Source organism: Pseudomonas sp. NMI760_13 (genome assembly GCF_021283245.1).
Taxonomy (GTDB): domain Bacteria; phylum Pseudomonadota; class Gammaproteobacteria; order Pseudomonadales; family Pseudomonadaceae; genus Aquipseudomonas; species Aquipseudomonas peradeniyensis.
On the sequence record NZ_JAJSRC010000013.1, the window covers coordinates 21,754 to 38,090 of the forward strand.

Annotated in this window: 16 protein-coding genes and 3 pseudogenes; 5 read left to right on the forward strand and 14 right to left on the reverse strand. The window is 59.0% G+C overall.

Annotated elements, in window-relative coordinates:
- Positions 1-15 precede the first annotated feature (15 nt).
- Positions 16-933: a LysR family transcriptional regulator gene (locus tag LU671_RS15230; RefSeq protein WP_186732303.1), complete on the forward strand. Its 918-nt coding sequence runs from the start codon at positions 16-18 to the stop codon at positions 931-933.
- Between the two features lie 156 nt (positions 934-1,089).
- Here LU671_RS15230 and LU671_RS15235 read toward each other — a convergent pair whose 3' ends face one another.
- The 3 genes from LU671_RS15235 to LU671_RS15245 form a co-directional block, all read right to left on the reverse strand.
- Complete coding sequence (locus LU671_RS15235) at positions 1,090-1,353, reverse strand: contact-dependent growth inhibition system immunity protein (RefSeq protein WP_232856092.1); 264 nt, start codon at positions 1,351-1,353, stop codon at positions 1,090-1,092.
- Positions 1,354-1,420: 67 nt separating this feature from the next.
- Positions 1,421-1,660 carry a hypothetical protein gene (locus tag LU671_RS15240; RefSeq protein ID WP_232856093.1) on the reverse strand — a complete coding sequence of 80 codons (240 nt, stop codon included), beginning with the start codon at positions 1,658-1,660 and terminating at the stop codon, positions 1,421-1,423.
- Between the two features lie 204 nt (positions 1,661-1,864).
- On the reverse strand, positions 1,865-2,821 hold the full coding sequence (locus tag LU671_RS15245; protein ID WP_232856094.1) for a LysR family transcriptional regulator: 957 nt from the start codon (positions 2,819-2,821) through the stop codon (positions 1,865-1,867).
- A gap of 41 nt (positions 2,822-2,862) precedes the next feature.
- Here LU671_RS15245 and LU671_RS15250 point away from each other — a divergent pair, with 41 nt between their 5' ends.
- Entirely contained in the window at positions 2,863-3,294 is a 432-nt protein-coding gene (locus LU671_RS15250; RefSeq protein ID WP_232856095.1) for a GFA family protein, read from the forward strand.
- A 126-nt stretch (positions 3,295-3,420) separates the two neighbouring features.
- Here the strand turns inward: LU671_RS15250 and LU671_RS15255 are convergent, their stop codons facing one another.
- Positions 3,421-3,789 carry an aspartate/glutamate racemase family protein gene (locus tag LU671_RS15255; protein ID WP_232856096.1) on the reverse strand — a complete coding sequence of 123 codons (369 nt, stop codon included), beginning with the start codon at positions 3,787-3,789 and terminating at the stop codon, positions 3,421-3,423.
- Between the two features lie 125 nt (positions 3,790-3,914).
- Between LU671_RS15255 and LU671_RS15260 the strand changes: the two genes are divergently transcribed.
- Positions 3,915-4,787 carry a LysR family transcriptional regulator gene (locus LU671_RS15260; protein WP_232856097.1) on the forward strand — a complete coding sequence of 291 codons (873 nt, stop codon included), beginning with the start codon at positions 3,915-3,917 and terminating at the stop codon, positions 4,785-4,787.
- A gap of 107 nt (positions 4,788-4,894) precedes the next feature.
- Here the strand turns inward: LU671_RS15260 and LU671_RS15265 are convergent, their stop codons facing one another.
- The 8 genes and pseudogenes from LU671_RS15265 to LU671_RS15300 form a co-directional block, all read right to left on the reverse strand.
- Complete coding sequence (locus LU671_RS15265) at positions 4,895-5,404, reverse strand: GrpB family protein (protein WP_232856098.1); 510 nt, start codon at positions 5,402-5,404, stop codon at positions 4,895-4,897.
- A 75-nt stretch (positions 5,405-5,479) separates the two neighbouring features.
- On the reverse strand, positions 5,480-6,022 hold the full coding sequence (locus LU671_RS15270; protein WP_232856099.1) for an AAA family ATPase: 543 nt from the start codon (positions 6,020-6,022) through the stop codon (positions 5,480-5,482).
- A 132-nt stretch (positions 6,023-6,154) separates the two neighbouring features.
- The gene (locus LU671_RS15275; RefSeq protein WP_232856100.1) at positions 6,155-8,578 is read right to left on the reverse strand and encodes a TonB-dependent siderophore receptor; all 2,424 of its coding nucleotides are present in this window, start codon (positions 8,576-8,578) and stop codon (positions 6,155-6,157) included.
- A 73-nt stretch (positions 8,579-8,651) separates the two neighbouring features.
- Entirely contained in the window at positions 8,652-9,611 is a 960-nt protein-coding gene (locus LU671_RS15280) for a FecR family protein (protein ID WP_232856101.1), read from the reverse strand.
- Positions 9,611-10,129: a sigma-70 family RNA polymerase sigma factor gene (locus tag LU671_RS15285; protein ID WP_232856102.1), complete on the reverse strand. Its 519-nt coding sequence runs from the start codon at positions 10,127-10,129 to the stop codon at positions 9,611-9,613. The genes LU671_RS15280 and LU671_RS15285 overlap by 1 nt, the downstream gene beginning before the upstream one ends.
- 163 nt (positions 10,130-10,292) lie before the next feature.
- Positions 10,293-11,148 (reverse strand): annotated as a pseudogene (locus LU671_RS15290) (IS5-like element ISPsp10 family transposase).
- A 316-nt stretch (positions 11,149-11,464) separates the two neighbouring features.
- Positions 11,465-12,100, reverse strand: coding sequence for a hypothetical protein (locus LU671_RS15295; RefSeq protein WP_232856103.1), 636 nt, complete (start codon positions 12,098-12,100; stop codon positions 11,465-11,467).
- Positions 12,101-12,349: 249 nt separating this feature from the next.
- Positions 12,350-13,471 carry a hypothetical protein gene (locus LU671_RS15300; protein ID WP_232856104.1) on the reverse strand — a complete coding sequence of 374 codons (1,122 nt, stop codon included), beginning with the start codon at positions 13,469-13,471 and terminating at the stop codon, positions 12,350-12,352.
- Between the two features lie 188 nt (positions 13,472-13,659).
- Between LU671_RS15300 and LU671_RS15305 the strand changes: the two are divergent.
- Positions 13,660-13,809 (forward strand): annotated as a pseudogene (locus LU671_RS15305) (MFS transporter); the annotation flags it as partial.
- 175 nt (positions 13,810-13,984) lie between these two features.
- Here LU671_RS15305 and chrA read toward each other — a convergent pair.
- Both chrA and LU671_RS15315 read right to left on the reverse strand, forming a co-directional pair.
- A complete protein-coding gene (chrA, locus tag LU671_RS15310; protein WP_232856105.1) occupies positions 13,985-15,337 on the reverse strand; it encodes a chromate efflux transporter in 1,353 nt (450 codons plus the stop codon).
- 140 nt (positions 15,338-15,477) lie between these two features.
- Positions 15,478-15,633, reverse strand: a pseudogene (locus LU671_RS15315) (ATP-binding protein); the annotation flags it as partial.
- A 394-nt stretch (positions 15,634-16,027) separates the two neighbouring features.
- Here LU671_RS15315 and LU671_RS15320 point away from each other — a divergent pair.
- Positions 16,028-16,303 (forward strand): hypothetical protein, encoded by a 276-nt coding sequence (locus tag LU671_RS15320; RefSeq protein WP_232856106.1) that lies wholly within the window; start codon positions 16,028-16,030, stop codon positions 16,301-16,303.
- Positions 16,304-16,337 lie beyond the last annotated feature (34 nt).

Sequence of the window (16,337 nt, forward strand, 5' to 3'; positions counted from 1 at the left end):
TCAAGCGGAGTGTTCATGTCACTGACCCTGCGCCAGGTTCGCTACTTCGTCGCCACGGCCGAGATCGGGCAAATCTCCCAAGCTGCGATTCATCTGAATATTTCCCAGTCGGCGGTGACCACTGCGATCAAGGAACTGGAGGGCATGCTCGGCACGCTACTGTTCCAGCGATCGGCCCAGGGTATGAGCCTGACCGATGCCGGACGGCACTTTCTCAATCGGGCCTACGTGATCTTGCGCAGCGTCGACGACGCCCTCAACAGCCCGCTGCCGGACGTTCGCGCCACCGGCCTGTTGCGGGTAGCGGCCAGTTACACGGTGATCGGCTACTTCCTGCCGCACCACCTGCAACGCCTGGAACACTGGCACCCGGACGTGGCCATCGAAGTGCACGAACGGGAGCGCCAGGCCATCGAGCAAGGCCTGCTGGAAGGCGAATTCGACATGGCGGTGGTGCTGACCTCGAACCTGACCCACCCGGACATCGTCTCGAAAACCCTGTTCAATTCCGAGCGCCGGCTGTGGCTGCCCAGTCATCACCCGCTGTGCGAACGCTCGGCCGTGAGCCTTGCCGACGTCACACAGGAGCCCTTCATCCTGCTTACCGTCGACGAAGCCGAACAAAGCGCCATGCGCTACTGGGAACATGCCCACCAGCAGCCCAACGTGCGAATCCGCACCAGCTCTGTGGAAGCGGTGCGCAGCATGGTGGCCAACGGCAGCGGCGTGGCGATCCTCTCCGACCTGGTGCACCGCCCCTGGTCGCTGGAGGGTAAACGCATCGAAACAGTGACCATCAGCGACAAGGTCACCCCCATGAGCGTCGGCCTGGCCTGGCATCGCGAGCGGGAATTCAGCCCGGCGATGCACGCGTTCCACAATTACTTCCACGACGCGTTCCTGGCGCCGCAACAACTTTCCGCACGGCGCTGAAAGCAAGGAAAGCCTAGCCGAGTGATGGGCGGACGTGACGTTGCAAACGACCACTTTCGGTGGTTGTGAAATGGCGATTAAGACAGGCTGAGGAATGCATACATACTGGTGTCCTGTTGTGATGCTGCTATCGACCCATAGTCGGGCAGCTAGCGGTCAGACGCAGTCAGCTTTCAGCGCCGAAACTGCCTCAGCCAGTTGGCCATCGAAGTACTCCGTGTCATCGCGGGGCTCTGAATCCAACCGCCGCATGGCCTCGACCAACAGTTGAGGAACTGCGATTCGCTGGCTCAGAAAAGTAGCGACCATGAGATCTGAAAGCTCTTCAAAAGGCGTGTCCCAGGCATCTCGACAACGCTGTAGCAACGTTGTCGACGCCGCACCTTTCCAAGGGCCGATGAGGCTGGATACTGTCGCCATTTGATCCATCGCTCCGATAGTAATTGCGCAATTTCTGGCCCCGAACGGTTGTGTGAGGACTGTTTGCTCAGAGAAATGAGCGTACTCGCTGCCATTCCTTCCAACACTCTTCTGGGACGATGTCCTCGTAACCCCGCTCTCTTTCCAACGCGACGGCGACACTGAAGGGTATTGCTGTCGCGGTTGCATTATCGCGAATCTCAAGCACCTCACCCTCGCTGAGCTGGGAGCCTTTGCGATCCTCCGCCGCCTTGAGCAGGGATACAAGCGCCGGAACAAAAACGAGACACAGCGGATCGGTCGACAAAGGTTTGCCTCTTGCGAAGTTGATTGGGGCTAAGGGTGCAACTTATAGACCCGGGCAAGCACACGTAAAGCCCAACCCCACCTTGGCTGCTTTGTCAGGCAGCCACGGCGATTCGCTATGGGTCGATAGGCCTCACTCGAGAATGGCCGCTTTCGGCCCATAGCTGCCGTTGAGGCCAGCAGTGAATGCGACCGTCTACGCTGCTCACTGATCGGCCGAGCATAGATACTGATGCAACTGCTCTCCAAGAACCTCGAACACCTGAGCGATCCTGTTAATTTTGCGCAGGTCATTGTGCATTGCGATCCACACATCTACCTCAAAGCCAAAATCGTGTGCTAGCACATGTACCAGGCCGTGCGATTTTGCGATTTGCGTCGGGCAGAGTCCGAAGCCTAAGCCCGCTTTCAGAGCGGCCAGCTGAGCAAGGTGATGATCAGAGGCAATGGCGAAGTGCTGATCGGCATCGCACAGACCGGCGTCGACAAACCGACGCAAATCCGCTGAGCGTCTGTCCGGCCCGATCAACGGCCCCTGGCGCAGCGACAGCAGGGAAGCTGGATTACCGTAGCGCTCCAGGCACCCGGCACTGGCATGGATGCCAATCCGCAAACTTCCGACACGCCGCACTGTGATATCCGCTTCATTGGGCCGCATCAGCCGCACCGCAATATCCGATTGCAGCCTGGCGATGTTTTCAAGGGCATCGCTTATGCTCAACTCAAGTTTGAGTCCGACGTGTTCGTAACGGAAAGGGCGCAGCAGGTCGGGCAATACCTCGACGCCAAGCAACTCGCCACAGGTCAGCCGGACTGTACCGTGATCCATCGACGCTTCAGAGCTGGCCATGCGGTTGAAGGTTTGCGCGGCCATATCCATGGCCTCCACATGTTCGATCAGGCGCTGCGCTCCGGCAGTAGGCGTCAGTCCTTGAGGTGTGCGGGTGAACAGACTCACACCGAGAGCGTGTTCAAGATGGTCGAGTCGCCGGCGCGCAGTGGCCTGGGCGATATCCAGCAACTTCGCTGCGCCGCTCAGGCTGCCAGAGCGCAACACGGCGAGAAATACACGCTGGCTTTCCCATTCAATACCGCTCATACATTCTTGGCCAACAGTTGCTCCTAATTTGATCTTCTGCCAGAGCCCATGAAAAGCGATCATTCGCTCACATTTTACCTGGCGTCATTGTAAGGAACCAACGCATGAGAATCACCGGTCAGTGCCAATGTGGGCAAGTCATCCTTGAGATCGTGGCGCAGCGATTGCCGCCGCTGTATGCCTGCCACTGTTTGAACTGCCAGCGCTGGAGCGGCAGTGCGTTTGGTCTGCACATGCTGAGCGTGGCTTCGGCTGTTCAGGTGACTGGCGAAACGGCGATCTTTGAGCATGAACACCAGGGACAAACGTCTACCCAACATGCCTGCGGTACATGTCATACCCGGCTGTTTAACGAGACCACGGCAGCACCCGGCATGCGAGTGGTACGGGCCGGCATCCTGGAAGGCGCTGAGCGTTTCGAACCGGTTGCGCATATCTGGACTCGGCGCAAGCAACCATGGCTGGTGCTGCCGGGGGCTATCGCGCAATGGCAGGAGAGCCCCACGCCAGAAGCATTCGCCGCCGCACTAGGTTAGAAGAGCTTGCTCTTCCATAAGTGATGTGTCGCTCGCCGAACGACACATCGTTAGGTCGGCTGCGTCCGCTCTGGGTCGGAAGCAGCCATTCGCGAATGACAGCTATCGACCCATAGCGGACTGTCGTCATGACCGAGGACACAGGCGGAAATACTCTTCTATGGCGCTTGCTTGGTGGCTACTTCGAATGGCACCACTGAGCGAGGTGGCTGCCATGACAGCATCCGCTACCAGGTGCATGGTCACAGCACAGATCATCACGCAGTCAGCGCCCGCGTTTTCCAAGCTCCGAGCCACTTCAGCAAGTTGGCTCCCGGCTTGCGCCCATTCGCCAGCTTTCTGCTTGTCGACAATGGTCTGAAAGTCCAACGAGTGCAGCAGTACCTGGGCCGAGTGCAGACCGCCCAGGCGTTGGCTTATGCCTCGATTCAGCTCCCGGTAGTACACCGCAGAGCCCTCATAGCTCATTCCACCGATAAGACCAATCTTGCGCACTTTTCACCTCTCAGGAAGCTGCTCTCGACAACCAGATGGCAGGCAGCTGCCCGCTCGGATCGTCTGGAGTGTATGCTGTGTGCATCTTCTTCAATAATGAATAATCAGCATAGTTGATTCTCAACATGAGAAACATGGACTTAGATTCACTACAAATATTCAAAGCCGTGGTGGACTACGGCAGCATCACAAACGCAGCAGCCCAGCTTAACCGCGTGCAATCGAACATCACCACCAGAGTAAAGAACCTGGAGGAGCGATTGGGTGTGGCGCTCTTCCATCGTCAGGGTGGGAAGCTGACGCCTTCCGATGAAGGACTACTGCTGTATCAATACGCTGAGAAGTTGCTTCGCCTTTCCGTAGAAGCAGAAACCGCTCTCAAGCGCGGCACTCTGCAAGGTGTGCTTCGGATCGGCACTCTTGAAAGTACCGCTGCCGCTAGGCTTGCTCCGCTGCTATCCAGCTATCACGAACGCTTTCCAGATGTTCAGATCGAGTTGGTATCTGGCTCAACAGACGCACTGATTGCACAGGTTCATCGCGGTGATATCGAGGCCGCCTTTATCTCGGACCCATTCACCGTCGCCGGACTGGATTGCCAAGAGGTCTTCGTTGAGGAACTGGCGCTTGTCGTCGCCAAGAACAGCCCAATCGCTAATGCGCGTGCACTCCAAGGAGCGACCATCATCGCGTTCACCAGGGGCTGCTCGTTCAGGCGCATTCTGGAAAGCTGGCTTCAGACCTGCGAAATCGTGCCCACCAGAGTGCTCGAACTTGCGTCCTATCATGCTATAGCAGCTTGTGTAGCAGCCGGAACGGGGGTGGCAATCATGCCGCAATCCGTGCTCAAGGCTGTACACTTGGAAAGCTTGGTCAGAACGCTCCCCTTGCCCCCAAAGGTTGCTCGGGTGCGAACTCACCTTGTGTGGCGCAACGGGCATGAGTCGCGCGTATTGCAGTCGGTTCGGGATGAGTTGGCCAGGCACCGAGGTGCCTAATAGCAGGAAAACGTTTCTATCTGGTCGAAGGCCAATTCCGCGTGCGTCAGCTACGGGTCGAAAGCGGTGGGCCTCGAATAATCGAAATGCCCTACGGGAGACCATCACTACCGCCTGATACCGCCCTCGAGCAGCGTCGCAAGGATAAACGGCCCCTTCTTCTCCAGATACTCAGCCATCCCCCCGGTATTGGTGGCCTCAAGCTCGATCTTGAGATCTTGGTATCGCTGCCGGAGGGAGGCGTCGGTCCTGAGCAGATCCCTGAACGTCAGCATCTGGATGACTGAAAGGTGTCCACGTCTGCAAATGTGGATCTTGTGGGTGCGTACCTCACCGACATTGCGACGATAGAAATGGTGCCCTTGCGAAAGGTCACTGCCACGTACATACCCCAGCTTCAACAACACTTGGTCTCGCGCTGCCGCATTTTGATGCTCTGAAACCTCGATCAGCACATCGATCTCGGGCTTGGCCGCGAGTTGCGGGACAGCCGTGCTGCCCACATGGTGGATGGCGAGAAGCTCATCACCGAATGCCGAGGCGAGCAGCACCTTGTCCGCCTCGTACCGTTGCGGCCATTCAGGGTTGTAGGTCGTGATCTTGCTGGTCAGCGCCATGGGCCATCCTTAGGCAGGTTAACCGTTCTGATGCGCCTTTACGGCAGGCGCCTGCCGCCAATCGAGCTCGAGCATCTAGTGACCTTGCACAGCCTGATCAGACTGCGCGCCCAGACTCGCGAGAAAAACCTCGGTATCCCGATTGGACCGCAGGCAGACCACGCGACAACCCGACGGCACCGTCGCCACGAATCGCTTGATCGCCTCCCGAGACGAGGTTTTCGTCCGCCACATGAACCTGAAAAACTCCGGCAGGTTGGCCAGCAGTTCCGGACAGTCGTCCGGCAAGTCAGGCCGGGATCGACCGCGGTTCAGCATTGTTCTGAGCAACACACGCCAGAATCGAAGCGGCGCCGAGCGGTCGATCCATATCAACATGTCAGCGCGGGCCAGCCGGTTCGTCCATGTAGTCGAATGCCCGCCTTCGAAGATCCAGCACTCACGGGCCTCGACCTCATGGCAAAGACGCGTCTTCTCGTCCCGGCTGCGTTCGACCCACCCTGGCTGCCAGTGAATCGTGTCGATATGCACGACCGGCAGCCCTGTGCGCTCGCCCAGCTTGCGCGCCAGGGTACTTTTCCCAGACCCTGGCTGACCAATGATCATCACCCGTTGCATTGAAGCTCCCTCTCGCCATGCCTGCTGAATTTTGGGCGCGCGATTCTACGGCAATCAGCGACGCGGTCAACTGCATGCGTACTTGCAAGGGCATCGGTACAAGACGGGTGAAGCGCCACCCCAGGCCTTCGATCAATATTGGTAGCGCAAGGTAACCGCAAAATTGCGAGGGTCACCGTAGTACAGGCCACCGAAATTGTTCGAAGTGGGCAACGACTGGTAGTACGTCTTGTCCAGCACGTTGTTGAGGTTGTACTGCACACTGAACTGTTGGTTGATCTGGTAATGGGCATGCAAGTTGAGCAAGGCGTAGCCACCCTGTTCAATCGTGTACCCGGTCACATCGGCGGCGGTGCGGCTCTGGGCATACACATCGCCGCCCACACGCCATTGGTCGAGGACACCGGGCAAGCGGTAGTCCGTCGACACCTTGAGCAGGCGCCGCGGGATCTTGCGATAGTAGTCCGAGCCTTTGCTACCGCCGGCCACATACTCGGGATCACTGTAGGTGTAGCCCGCGCTGACGTTCCAGTTCTCCAATGGCTCGCCGGAAATCTCCAGCTCGAAGCCGCGGTTACGCACTTTCGCGCCGGCTTCGTAGCACTTGCTCGTACCGGTCACGCCACAGGTGGGCGACACCGACAGTGCCTCGGGCATGTTTTCCAGGTTGGTCTGGAAAATCGCCAGGGAGGTGTTCAGGCGGCCTTCGAAGTACTCACCCTTGATGCCGGTTTCGTAGTTCTCGCCTTCGATCGGATCAAGCAGGGTATTGCCGACACCATAGTAACTCTGTGTCTTGTAGATCTCGGTGTAGCTGGCATACCAGGTGTGGTGCTTGTCCAGGTCCAGTACCAACCCGGCGTATGGCACCAGCCGGCCATTCTCGCGGTATTGATCGTTGGTATAGGGGCTGCCCACCTTGTAGTCCGACCAACTCACCCGCGTGCCGAGGATCAGACTAAGGTCATCAGTGAGGCTGAAGCGCGAGGCGCCGTACAGGCCACGCTCCTTGCGCGTGTAGTTGTAGTCCGCGCCGATGGCATTGAGGATGGGGCTGGGCAGCGCACTGTAGTCGAAGTCGGTGATGTTGATCGTCGGGTTGTTGGTGGCACTCTTGATCACCGCGTCGAACTGGTCCTGGCGCGTGTTGGCCCCAAGCATCAGCTGATGTTTGCGCCCGAACAGCTCGAAGGGGCCGGTCGCGTAGAGATCCAGCGCAAACTGGGTGTCTTCGTAGTCGGCCTGGGAGACGGTCATCCGATAGTTGTCACCCGATACCCGGTTCGGATACGCGGAGAGAAAGTCGGCGTCCGACCAGATCGCGTTCATGGCCAGGGTCACCTTCCACTCGTTGTCGAAGGTGTGCGTGACATCGCTGAACAGCGTGTAGTTGTTGCGATCCAGATGGGCCCACTTGCCGTTGAGGTTGGTGGAACGCGAAAGCGGATAGAAAGAGCCGTTACTGCGGGTATTCAAGCCGCCCCAGTCATAGCCGTTCTGGTTGTCCTTCTGGATCGTGGCGCCGACCGTCAGCACGGTGGCGTCGTCAAGATCCGCTTCGCCGACCAGGTAGAGCAACTGGTTGTCCCGTCCGGAGCCGTCCTTGTAGCTGTTGGCGTTGTTGTAATAAGCCACTGCGCGGCCGCGAACATTGCCCGTGGGGGTCAAAGGCCCGGACACATCCACCTGGCTACGATAATTGTCCCAGGAGCCTGCCCCCAGCTCCGCGCCCAGGCGAAAGTCCTGGGTCGGTCGCTTGCGCACCAGGTTGATTGCCGCCGACGGGTTGCCCGTCCCCTGCAGCAAGCCGTTGGCCCCGCGTACGACTTCGACGCGGTCATAGATCGCCATGTTCGAAGTGGACATGACGTCCATGGAGTAGTTTTCCGAGATATTGGTCGGAATACCGTCATATTGCAGATCGCTGATCTCGAAGCCGCGCGAGTAATAGGTAGAGCGGTCAGTGCCGATCTTGGTGAGGGTGATGCCGGTTGCCGTGCGCGCGACATCGTCCAGGTTCTGGATGTTCTGGTCGTCCATCTTCTTGCGGGTGATCACCGTCACCGATTGCGGTGTTTCGCGCAGGCTCAGGGCGAGCCTGGTCGCCGTATTGGTTGACCCCGTGGTGTAGGACCCGCTGCCCTCGGTAGTCGCGCCGAGCACCTTGCTGGAAATGGTGGTCGCCCCGAGCTCCAGCGCGTCTGTAACCGGCGATGCCTGCAGGAGTTGATAACCATCCTGGGTTGGGCTTGCCACCAGCCCCGAGCCCAGCAACGCCTGGGCAAAACCGCCTTCGATGGTGAAGCTGCCTCGAACGCCCGGGCTGGTCAAACCTTGCACCTGGCGGGATTCGAACGAGATGGGGGCGCCGCTGGCCTGTGCGTAACGACTGAGTACTTCACCCAATGGGCCGGCAGCGATGTCATATCGCTGCACGATCTGCTCGGCCAAGGCGCTGGCGGGCAGCACCAGCGGTGCCGCACAAAGGGCCAGGCGCACGGCCAGGCAGAGGCTGCGCGAGGTGGAACGCGGCAGCGCTCGAATCGGCGAGTTCATGTTTTCGATACTCCTGATGGTGTTGGCCATGGGAGGACGGGCGAAAATCGAAAACACGAAATGATTATTGAAATTATTTACTCACCACATCGGGCTTCAGGGTCACCCTGGTTGTCCACGGGGTGTACTGACTGACCTCGATTGGCAAGGTGCGCTGCAGCAGCCGCAGTGCCTGGCGTGGATCGTCCAGCGGCAGCATGACCGTGACCCGCAGGCCTGCAAGGGCTGCATGGTCGGCCCACAGCACACCGGGGTAGTGACGCGACAACCGCGCGAGCACATCGCTCAGCGGCTGGTCGTCTGCCAACAGCTGGTGCTTGCGCCACGCCTGTTCAAAGGGTTCTGCCTGCACCTGCTCTACCTTGCCAGGGCCTTCGGCGCTCAGGCGCACGCGCTGATTGGCGGTCAGGTGCAATGATTGCCCGGCACTGCTGATGGCGGTAGTCGACTCGAACATGACCACTTGCGTCGAGTCGTCCTGTCGCTCCACCGTGAAACGCGTGCCAAGGGCCTGCACACGCCCATGCGCCGTGACCACCACGAACGGGCGAGGATCCTTGGCGACATCGACCAGGACTTCGCCGCGCAGCAGTTCGATCCTGCGTTCGCCTGCGTCGAAGCGCACATCCACCGCCGACCCCGCGTCCAGGTGGATCTGGCTGTCATCGTCGAGTCGGTGATCGAGCCAATCCCCTGCCGAGGTGCTCAGGTCCGCCAGCAGGTAGCCCTGTTGCCAATAGGTCGTGGCAGCCCACGCCATTGGCACCAGGGCGATCGCCAAGGCCAGTGCCTGCACCTTGTGGCTCAGGGCTTTGCGCGGTGCCTGGCGCAGGGCCGTGACGGCCGCGTGGCGGGGAAGCTGTTGCAGCGAACCCAGACGCCCCTGCAAGCGGGCGACCGCCGCGCCATGCTCGGGCGACTCGGCCAGCCAAGCCTGGAATGCTGCCTGCAAATGCTCATCGGCCTGGTTGTCGAGCAGCACCAGCCATTGCGCCGCTGCGCGCAGGACGGAATCGGCCGTCGTCTCTGCCATCAGCTCATCCCCATGGCGGCATCGCACGCCAGCATGGCTTCGACCAGGTCGGCCTGCACGGTCCTCACCGAGATACCGTGGTGGCGTGCAATGTCATCCTGAGGCCAGCCTTCAAGGTGACGCAGGATGAAGGTCTCCCGGACCCTCGCCTTCATGCGTGACAAAGCCCGGTCGATACGTTCGAGCAGCTCGATGGCCTGCAGGATCTGTTCGGGAGAAAACGCCTGGTCCGAGTGCTCGATACTGCGCTCGAGCTCCTCTCTGTAAGCCTGTTCCAGCCGCAAGCGGCGACCGTTGTCGATCAGGATGCGACGCGCGATGGTGGCAAGAAATGCTCGAGGTTCACGAGGCGGATCATAATGCCCGGCGGTGAGTACACGGTAAAAGGTGTCCTGGGCAAAATCCGAGGCCTGATGCGGACATTGCAGACGACGCCGCAGCCACGTCACCAACCAGTGATGGTGCCCTGCATACAGTTCGCCAATTGGGTCGGATGAGGTGGATCGCGGTTTGTCCATGAAAACGGGCAATAAATGAGAATGAATCTAAATTAGCATTTTTGCTTCGCCCTCGCCATGGCCTTGTCAGCGACAGCTGTGGGTCGATAACGGCCCCTGGTGACCGGCTGCTCTCGCCCCATAGAGGCCATCCGATGTTGGCCGCTGGCGGCCCAAAGCCGCATTAGGCACTGTACGAAAAGTAATGTCGTAAACACCGCCGCCAGCAAGCCAGCGTAACCATCGCAGCGAAGCTTTCCGCTAGCTTGCAGTAGCGTGTACCCAGGCGGCGGTGCTCCTTCAACCAACCAAATAGCCGTTCGATAGCGTTCCGCTGCCGATACTTGGGCTTGTGTCAAACAGGCGCGGTAAGCCCGGCTTCGGCTTGCGCTTCATGTCACGCAGCGGAATCACCGGCTGCATCCGATAGCGGTCGCAGTATTGCCGCAAGGATTCTGCATCATAGCCTTTGTCGGCCAAGAGCCAGCGGCAGCGCTTGCGTGGCCTACCTCGATTCGAAGGGATGTGGACACCGTCCAGCAGTCGCTGAGCATGGGAGATGTCGCTGGCGTTACCACCTGAGAGCGTGAAGTGGAGTGGGATGCCACGGGCGTCACTGACCATGTGAATTTTCGTCGTCAACCCGCCCCGGCTTCGTCCAAGTGCGTGGTCCGTTGGTTCTTCAGCCCCCCTTTTTTGCCTGCTCCGGCAGAGGCACGGGTGGCCCTCACGGCGGTTGAGTCGATGCACCAGGTGGTTAAGTCAATCTGGCCCTGTGCATTGAGTTTGAGGTGTAACCGCTTGAGCATCTTGTTGAAGGTTCCTTGGTTTCGCCAGTCTCGAAATCGTTGATAGACCGTCGACCAAGGCCCGAATCGTTCAGGCATGTCCCGCCAGGTTGCACCGGAGCACAGCACCCACAACACGCCGTTGAGCATCAAGCGATCGTCAACTCTTGGGCGTCCTGTACGTCGATGTGCGGTAAAGAGATCCGCGACTATTTCCCATTCTGCGTCGGAAAGTTCGTATCGCTTGGGCATGGCAGAATCCTTCGCCTAAAAAGCGAGAACTCTACGGAAAATCAGGCTTCCAGAGGCTCCGGTGAGGTTTCAAAGGTTTTCATACAGAACCTAGAGCGTCTGAAAGGATGTGCAACCCTCCGTTTTGTGTTGGGCATAGCGTTATGTCTGGAGATTTTTCCGTCGGATCATGGTGTACGGACTAACCTTGATGAGAACGTTCCTCCAGCTACCAATTCTTTTGGGGGCGAATATCATGCTTGCAGCGTTGTGGCTGGTGGTTTTGATGGCTTCTAGTACCGGCGTCGGTCAGGTGCCGTAGGACTTCAGACAGATCCTAAGGTATCTCGATCTGTGCCCAATACTGGGTCGCAAATTCACGATGTATTCCAACCGGCGTGCTGATCAATCGAACTTTCGAACCGCGCGGCACGGTGCCCAGACTGGCACGCCCTTGATAATACTGCGAGTCATTCGCTGGCAGGCCGTCGCGAACCACCATGTTACCGAGCACCTGATAGGTAGTGCCTGCCTTCAAGTTTCCAGGCGCAATGACGATGGGTTGGCCTGTCTCAAGCGCCCCGAGTTTAAGCGCACTCCACGCGTTGTCGTAATTGCCAATAAATATATAGCCCTGGCGTGAACCCGGAGAAATTCTTGAAAACTGTGCGGACTGGTCAGACACCGTCTGAGCGGCCTCAGCAATGGCTGCTTGAACGATAGGGGTTTGTGCGCTTGGCGTGCGAGCCTTTAACTCTTCAATTGCGGTCAGCGCAGCATTGAGCTTACTTGCCAAATCACTGACCTCACTTTTGGTTTCCTGAGTAAACTTTATACCTTCAACGCTCAACTCCGACACCACGCCAAATTTTATGCCTAAGGTATGCGTGGCCACTATCAGAGCCAGGAGAATTGAAAACACGGTCAGCGGGTATTTTAGAAGCTCGGTCAAGTTCACTCTCTCATTGTTCATGGCGCGCTCCAACAAGGCATTGTGGGTATCCGTAGTACCCGTTATTAAAGTCACCCATCATCCGAACTGGCCGTGCCACCGAAGCCGGATGAGTCAATAGTAGTTGAGGCTGGAAGATAAAGTAGTCGCTGCATGGCTGCCAAAGAATGGGAATAAATCGGTCTATCCTCCTCACCGACAGACCATCAGTAGCAGAGGCGGCTGCCAACGACCGCAAAGAGATCATGAGCATCGTCCAGGCGTGCATTGTCAGGGAGCAGGAGGCCCCTTGCGCTCGCTTAACACTGCGCGGGCACCATCGTCCTCGATACGGGAGGGGGGCGCCGTGTAGGCTGGGCGCGGACTACCGGATTGCGCGTCAATGCCTATGGCAAAAAGCAGTCCAAGCCCCTGAATGTACTGGACGTGTTCAGCATTCTTGTTGTCGAAAGGAATCATGTCGCCAGATGCCATTTCGAATGCGAGCCGCTTTGGATCAAAAATGACATTGTTGTATTTTTTTTCTATTTCATGCGTATCACGGGTAACGGCAACAGTGCGTTCAATCTCCGCAAGGACTCCTTTTTGACGGAGCTCAAGTAGCTTGTTCAGGTGCTGTTGCGAGAGAAAAGCAGGTCGATAACCGACTGGCAAGGGCCGAGGATCAGTCAGTGATACCTGTGTTGTCGCAGTTCTTCCTCCGTCGATCTTTGCGGTACCGAGCACATCCAGCGAAATGCCGGCGGCACCTAGGACGTCTCTGAGCACACCTAACTTCTTCATGACCTCGTCCAATCGCACTTCGCCTCCGAGCTGACCCGAGTGCTCGACAGTCGCAATCGTTTCGATCGTTTGTTTCGCTGTGAAGACTTGCCCCAACACCAACGCCGCGTTGCCAGAGCCTGGTTGCCGCATAAGTTTCCCGATCGCCGCACAAGCCCGGAGGTTTTTTTTGAATGCAGTCATCAACGCGACATCCGATGCCACGTGAGCCGAAACGTCACGAAAACGAATGGTGACCGAATCGCCCATCTTGACGCCGACACCACCTCCAACCCTGGCCGCTTCTGTGAACTGCGCCTGCACGTTCCCGGACAGATTACCAGCCACGCTTTCCACGGCCTCCTGGAAACGGGATTCTTCCTTGTCGACACTTACATTGTTGAAGCACTCTGCCTGTCGGGCAACATAGCCGCCGAACACATCACGGTACACGTCTCCTGGCTTCTCGCCTGCGGGAAGAAATATTGGAATAACGGGGTCTGGCTGATTACGAAAATAATCGAAGAGAATCGCTTTGAAGTCCTTCAGCGCACCTTCCAATGGTGCGGCATCCGCAGGAGGGGACGCCGACAAACACGCGAACAGGGCAGTGGCGAGTAACGTTTTCATCAGACGCTTCCTTCAGGGCTCCGCTGCCCCAGCACTAAGCCTTAATCTACTGCCCCCCCAGCCATCGTAGATCACAATGCGCCGGATTGTCGGTCTATCTGGTTTAGCCTGACCACCTGCAGGCAACAGGCTGTGAGGCTTTGTTGGGAGGCGTACAGAGGTGTTCTCAAAGCGTCCTATCGATCTGGCTGATGGGATGGCGCACCACCTTCCTGGTCACCGCGCTGGTGGGCATACCGGTGCTGCTGGCGCAGATATTCCTGCTGCCGCGGTTGACCCCGGACAAGGCCATCCGCATCAGCGACCTGCCTGCCCTGTTCGTCAACCCGAAGCAGCGCGGGGCTGTTCAGCCTGGCCACGGCCCTGGTGGGTTGCGGCTTCGTCACGGTGCTGGTGCTGGGGCGTAACGTCAGCAACAGCCTGGCGGCCCAGTTGTCCTGAACGCGCTGCGCAAGAACGTGTGAACCAAGGGGCCGCCTTGCGACCCATCGCGGCTGAAGCCGCGCCTGCACATCAGGCGCGCAGCAGGTGGATACAAAGCCCCGCCAGCGCGCTTGCCAGCAGCACCTGGATCACACCACGCTTGTAGCGCAACAGCGCGACCGCGGCGGCGATTGCAATCACCGCTGAAGGCCACTCGAAGGCTCCGGCGAAACCCTGCGGCCACATGACGTGGTAGGCAAAAAACAACGCGAGGTTGATGATCACACCCACCACCGCGGCCGTGATGGCCGTCAGGGGAGCGGTGAATTTCAACTCGTCGTGCGTCGCCTCCACCAGCGGCCCGCCTGCCAGGATGAACAGGAACGAGGGCAGGAAGGTAAACCACGTCACCAGGCTGGCGGCGACCGCGCCCGCCAGAAACGGATGATCGGCTCCGAACATCGGGTGGACATAACCGCCAACGAACCCGACAAACGCCACCACCATGATCAAGGGGCCTGGAGTCGTTTCGCCCAACGCCAGGCCATCGATCATCTGCGTCGGTGATAACCAGCCGTAGTGCCCCACTGCTCCTTGGTATACATACGGCAGCACGGCGTAAGCACCGCCAAAGGTCAACAGTGCGGCCTTGGTAAAGAACCAGCCCATCTGGGTGAGCGTACCTGCCCACCCATATACCAGCGTCAACAGCCCCATCGGCAGCATCCACAGGCCGGCGCCGACCATCAGCAGGCCGACCAGATAGCTCCAGCGAAAGCGTGCATGCACCGGTGTGGGCGTGTCGTCGTCGATCACGGCAGCGCCATGGCTGGCCTTGACTTCACCCTGCTTGCCGCCTGTCGCGAACTGCCCAGGTAGCAGCCTTCCACCCAGGAAGCCGGTGATGGCGGCAATCAGCACAATCAACGGGAAAGGCAGGTTCAGCGCGAATATCGCGACAAACGACGCAGCGGCAATTCCCCACAACCAGCCATTCTTCAGGGCCCGCGAACCAATGCGATGCGCGGCCTGCATGACAATGGCCGTGACCGCCGGCTTGATGCCATAGAAAAGGCCCGCGATCGCAGGTACCTCACCGAAGGCAATGTAGACCCAGGACAGGCCGATCAGGATGAACAGTGAAGGGAGCACGAAAAGCGTCCCCGCAATCACCCCGCCCCAGGTGCGATGCATCAGCCAGCCAATGTAGGTTGCCAATTGCTGGGCTTCCGGCCCTGGAAGCACCATGCAGTAGTTCAAGGCATGCAGAAAGCGCTTCTCGCTGATCCAGCGGCGCCTCTCAACCAGTTCCTGGTGCATGATGGAAATCTGCCCTGCCGGGCCACCGAAACTGATGAACCCAAGCTTGAGCCAGAAGAGGAAAGCCTCGAGCAACCCTATGGAGGGCTGCTCGGCAACACCCTGTGAGGTGGATTCAGCCATCGGTTCTCCTCGGCGGCAAAGGGGGGGATTGTCATTGCTGATGGCCTTACGTGCCAGGGCACGCTCGATGCCAACCGCCTCAGGTAGCTGGGCTACACCAGCGCCTAGATGATAAGCACCGGTCAAGCCAGCACAAGCGCTCATTGCCTGGCGGCCAGCGCAAAGGTCAGGCGAACGCGGGTTCCCTCGTTCGGTGTGCTCTGAATATCCACCTGCCCGCCGAAGCGCTCCATGATGCGTTTGACCATCACCAGCCCCCCCAGACCTCCCTGCTTGGTCGTTGTGAAGGGCTGAAAGAGCCGTTTGCGCTTCGTCTCCAGCCTCTTTCTGGCGATGCCCAAACGCCAGGATCAGGCACCTGTGGCACGGGGCGCGGCCTGGGCGACGTGCCTCGTGTCGTGATCATCGCCGGCGCGTTGTTCTTCGCCACGGCGGTACTGCGCAGCGCGAGTACCAGCTGCAGCTGTGGCTCGACGCGATCGCCGCCGAGCAGGCGGCGAGCACCTTCGCCGCGGTGGGGCTCGTCAATGCCTTGCTGGTCGTCTTGCTGACGCAGTCTCTGATCGCGTTGACCGCTCGTTTCGGCACACTCGCCAACCTGGCCCTGGCGGCCATGTTCTATGGCATCGGATTCGGTGCCTATGCGCTCGTCGAACACACAGCGTTGATCCTGTCGTTCTTTTCTGGACGATGGGCGAGATTCTCGGCGTCACCCAAATCACCGCGTTGATCTCTCAGGAGACCTCATTGCAGACCCAGGCCCGTCTCTTTTCCCTCATCCCCATTCTCCTGGCGGCCGCCAGAATGGTCTCGGTGGGGTTGGGCGCTTCGTTGATTGCCGGCGTCGGGTTCACGCTGAGCTGGAGCCTCTACGGCACGCTGGGGTTGCTGTTCGCAGGCGCCTGCTTGTTGTGGTTCAGCCGTAAAGACGCAGCAGCGCATGCCTCGTCGGCGCAAGAACGTTGAGCAAGGAAGCGAGCAGCCTGTTCCGACTGACCGC

Coding starts and splice junctions, on each gene's coding strand:
- LU671_RS15260 (WP_232856097.1), top strand. CDS start 3,915: ATGAGAAACATGGACTTAGATTCACTACAAATATTCAAAGCCGTGGTG.
- LU671_RS15320 (WP_232856106.1), top strand. CDS start 16,028: ATGGGCGAGATTCTCGGCGTCACCCAAATCACCGCGTTGATCTCTCAG.
- LU671_RS15265 (WP_232856098.1), bottom strand. CDS start 5,404: ATGGCGCTGACCAGCAAGATCACGACCTACAACCCTGAATGGCCGCAA.
- LU671_RS15275 (WP_232856100.1), bottom strand. CDS start 8,578: ATGAACTCGCCGATTCGAGCGCTGCCGCGTTCCACCTCGCGCAGCCTC.
- LU671_RS15250 (WP_232856095.1), top strand. CDS start 2,863: ATGAGAATCACCGGTCAGTGCCAATGTGGGCAAGTCATCCTTGAGATC.
- chrA (WP_232856105.1), bottom strand. CDS start 15,337: ATGGCTGAATCCACCTCACAGGGTGTTGCCGAGCAGCCCTCCATAGGG.
- LU671_RS15270 (WP_232856099.1), bottom strand. CDS start 6,022: ATGCAACGGGTGATGATCATTGGTCAGCCAGGGTCTGGGAAAAGTACC.
- LU671_RS15300 (WP_232856104.1), bottom strand. CDS start 13,471: ATGAAAACGTTACTCGCCACTGCCCTGTTCGCGTGTTTGTCGGCGTCC.
- LU671_RS15230 (WP_186732303.1), top strand. CDS start 16: ATGTCACTGACCCTGCGCCAGGTTCGCTACTTCGTCGCCACGGCCGAG.
- LU671_RS15280 (WP_232856101.1), bottom strand. CDS start 9,611: ATGGCAGAGACGACGGCCGATTCCGTCCTGCGCGCAGCGGCGCAATGG.
- LU671_RS15235 (WP_232856092.1), bottom strand. CDS start 1,353: ATGGCGACAGTATCCAGCCTCATCGGCCCTTGGAAAGGTGCGGCGTCG.
- LU671_RS15285 (WP_232856102.1), bottom strand. CDS start 10,129: ATGGACAAACCGCGATCCACCTCATCCGACCCAATTGGCGAACTGTAT.
- LU671_RS15295 (WP_232856103.1), bottom strand. CDS start 12,100: ATGAACAATGAGAGAGTGAACTTGACCGAGCTTCTAAAATACCCGCTG.
- LU671_RS15245 (WP_232856094.1), bottom strand. CDS start 2,821: ATGATCGCTTTTCATGGGCTCTGGCAGAAGATCAAATTAGGAGCAACT.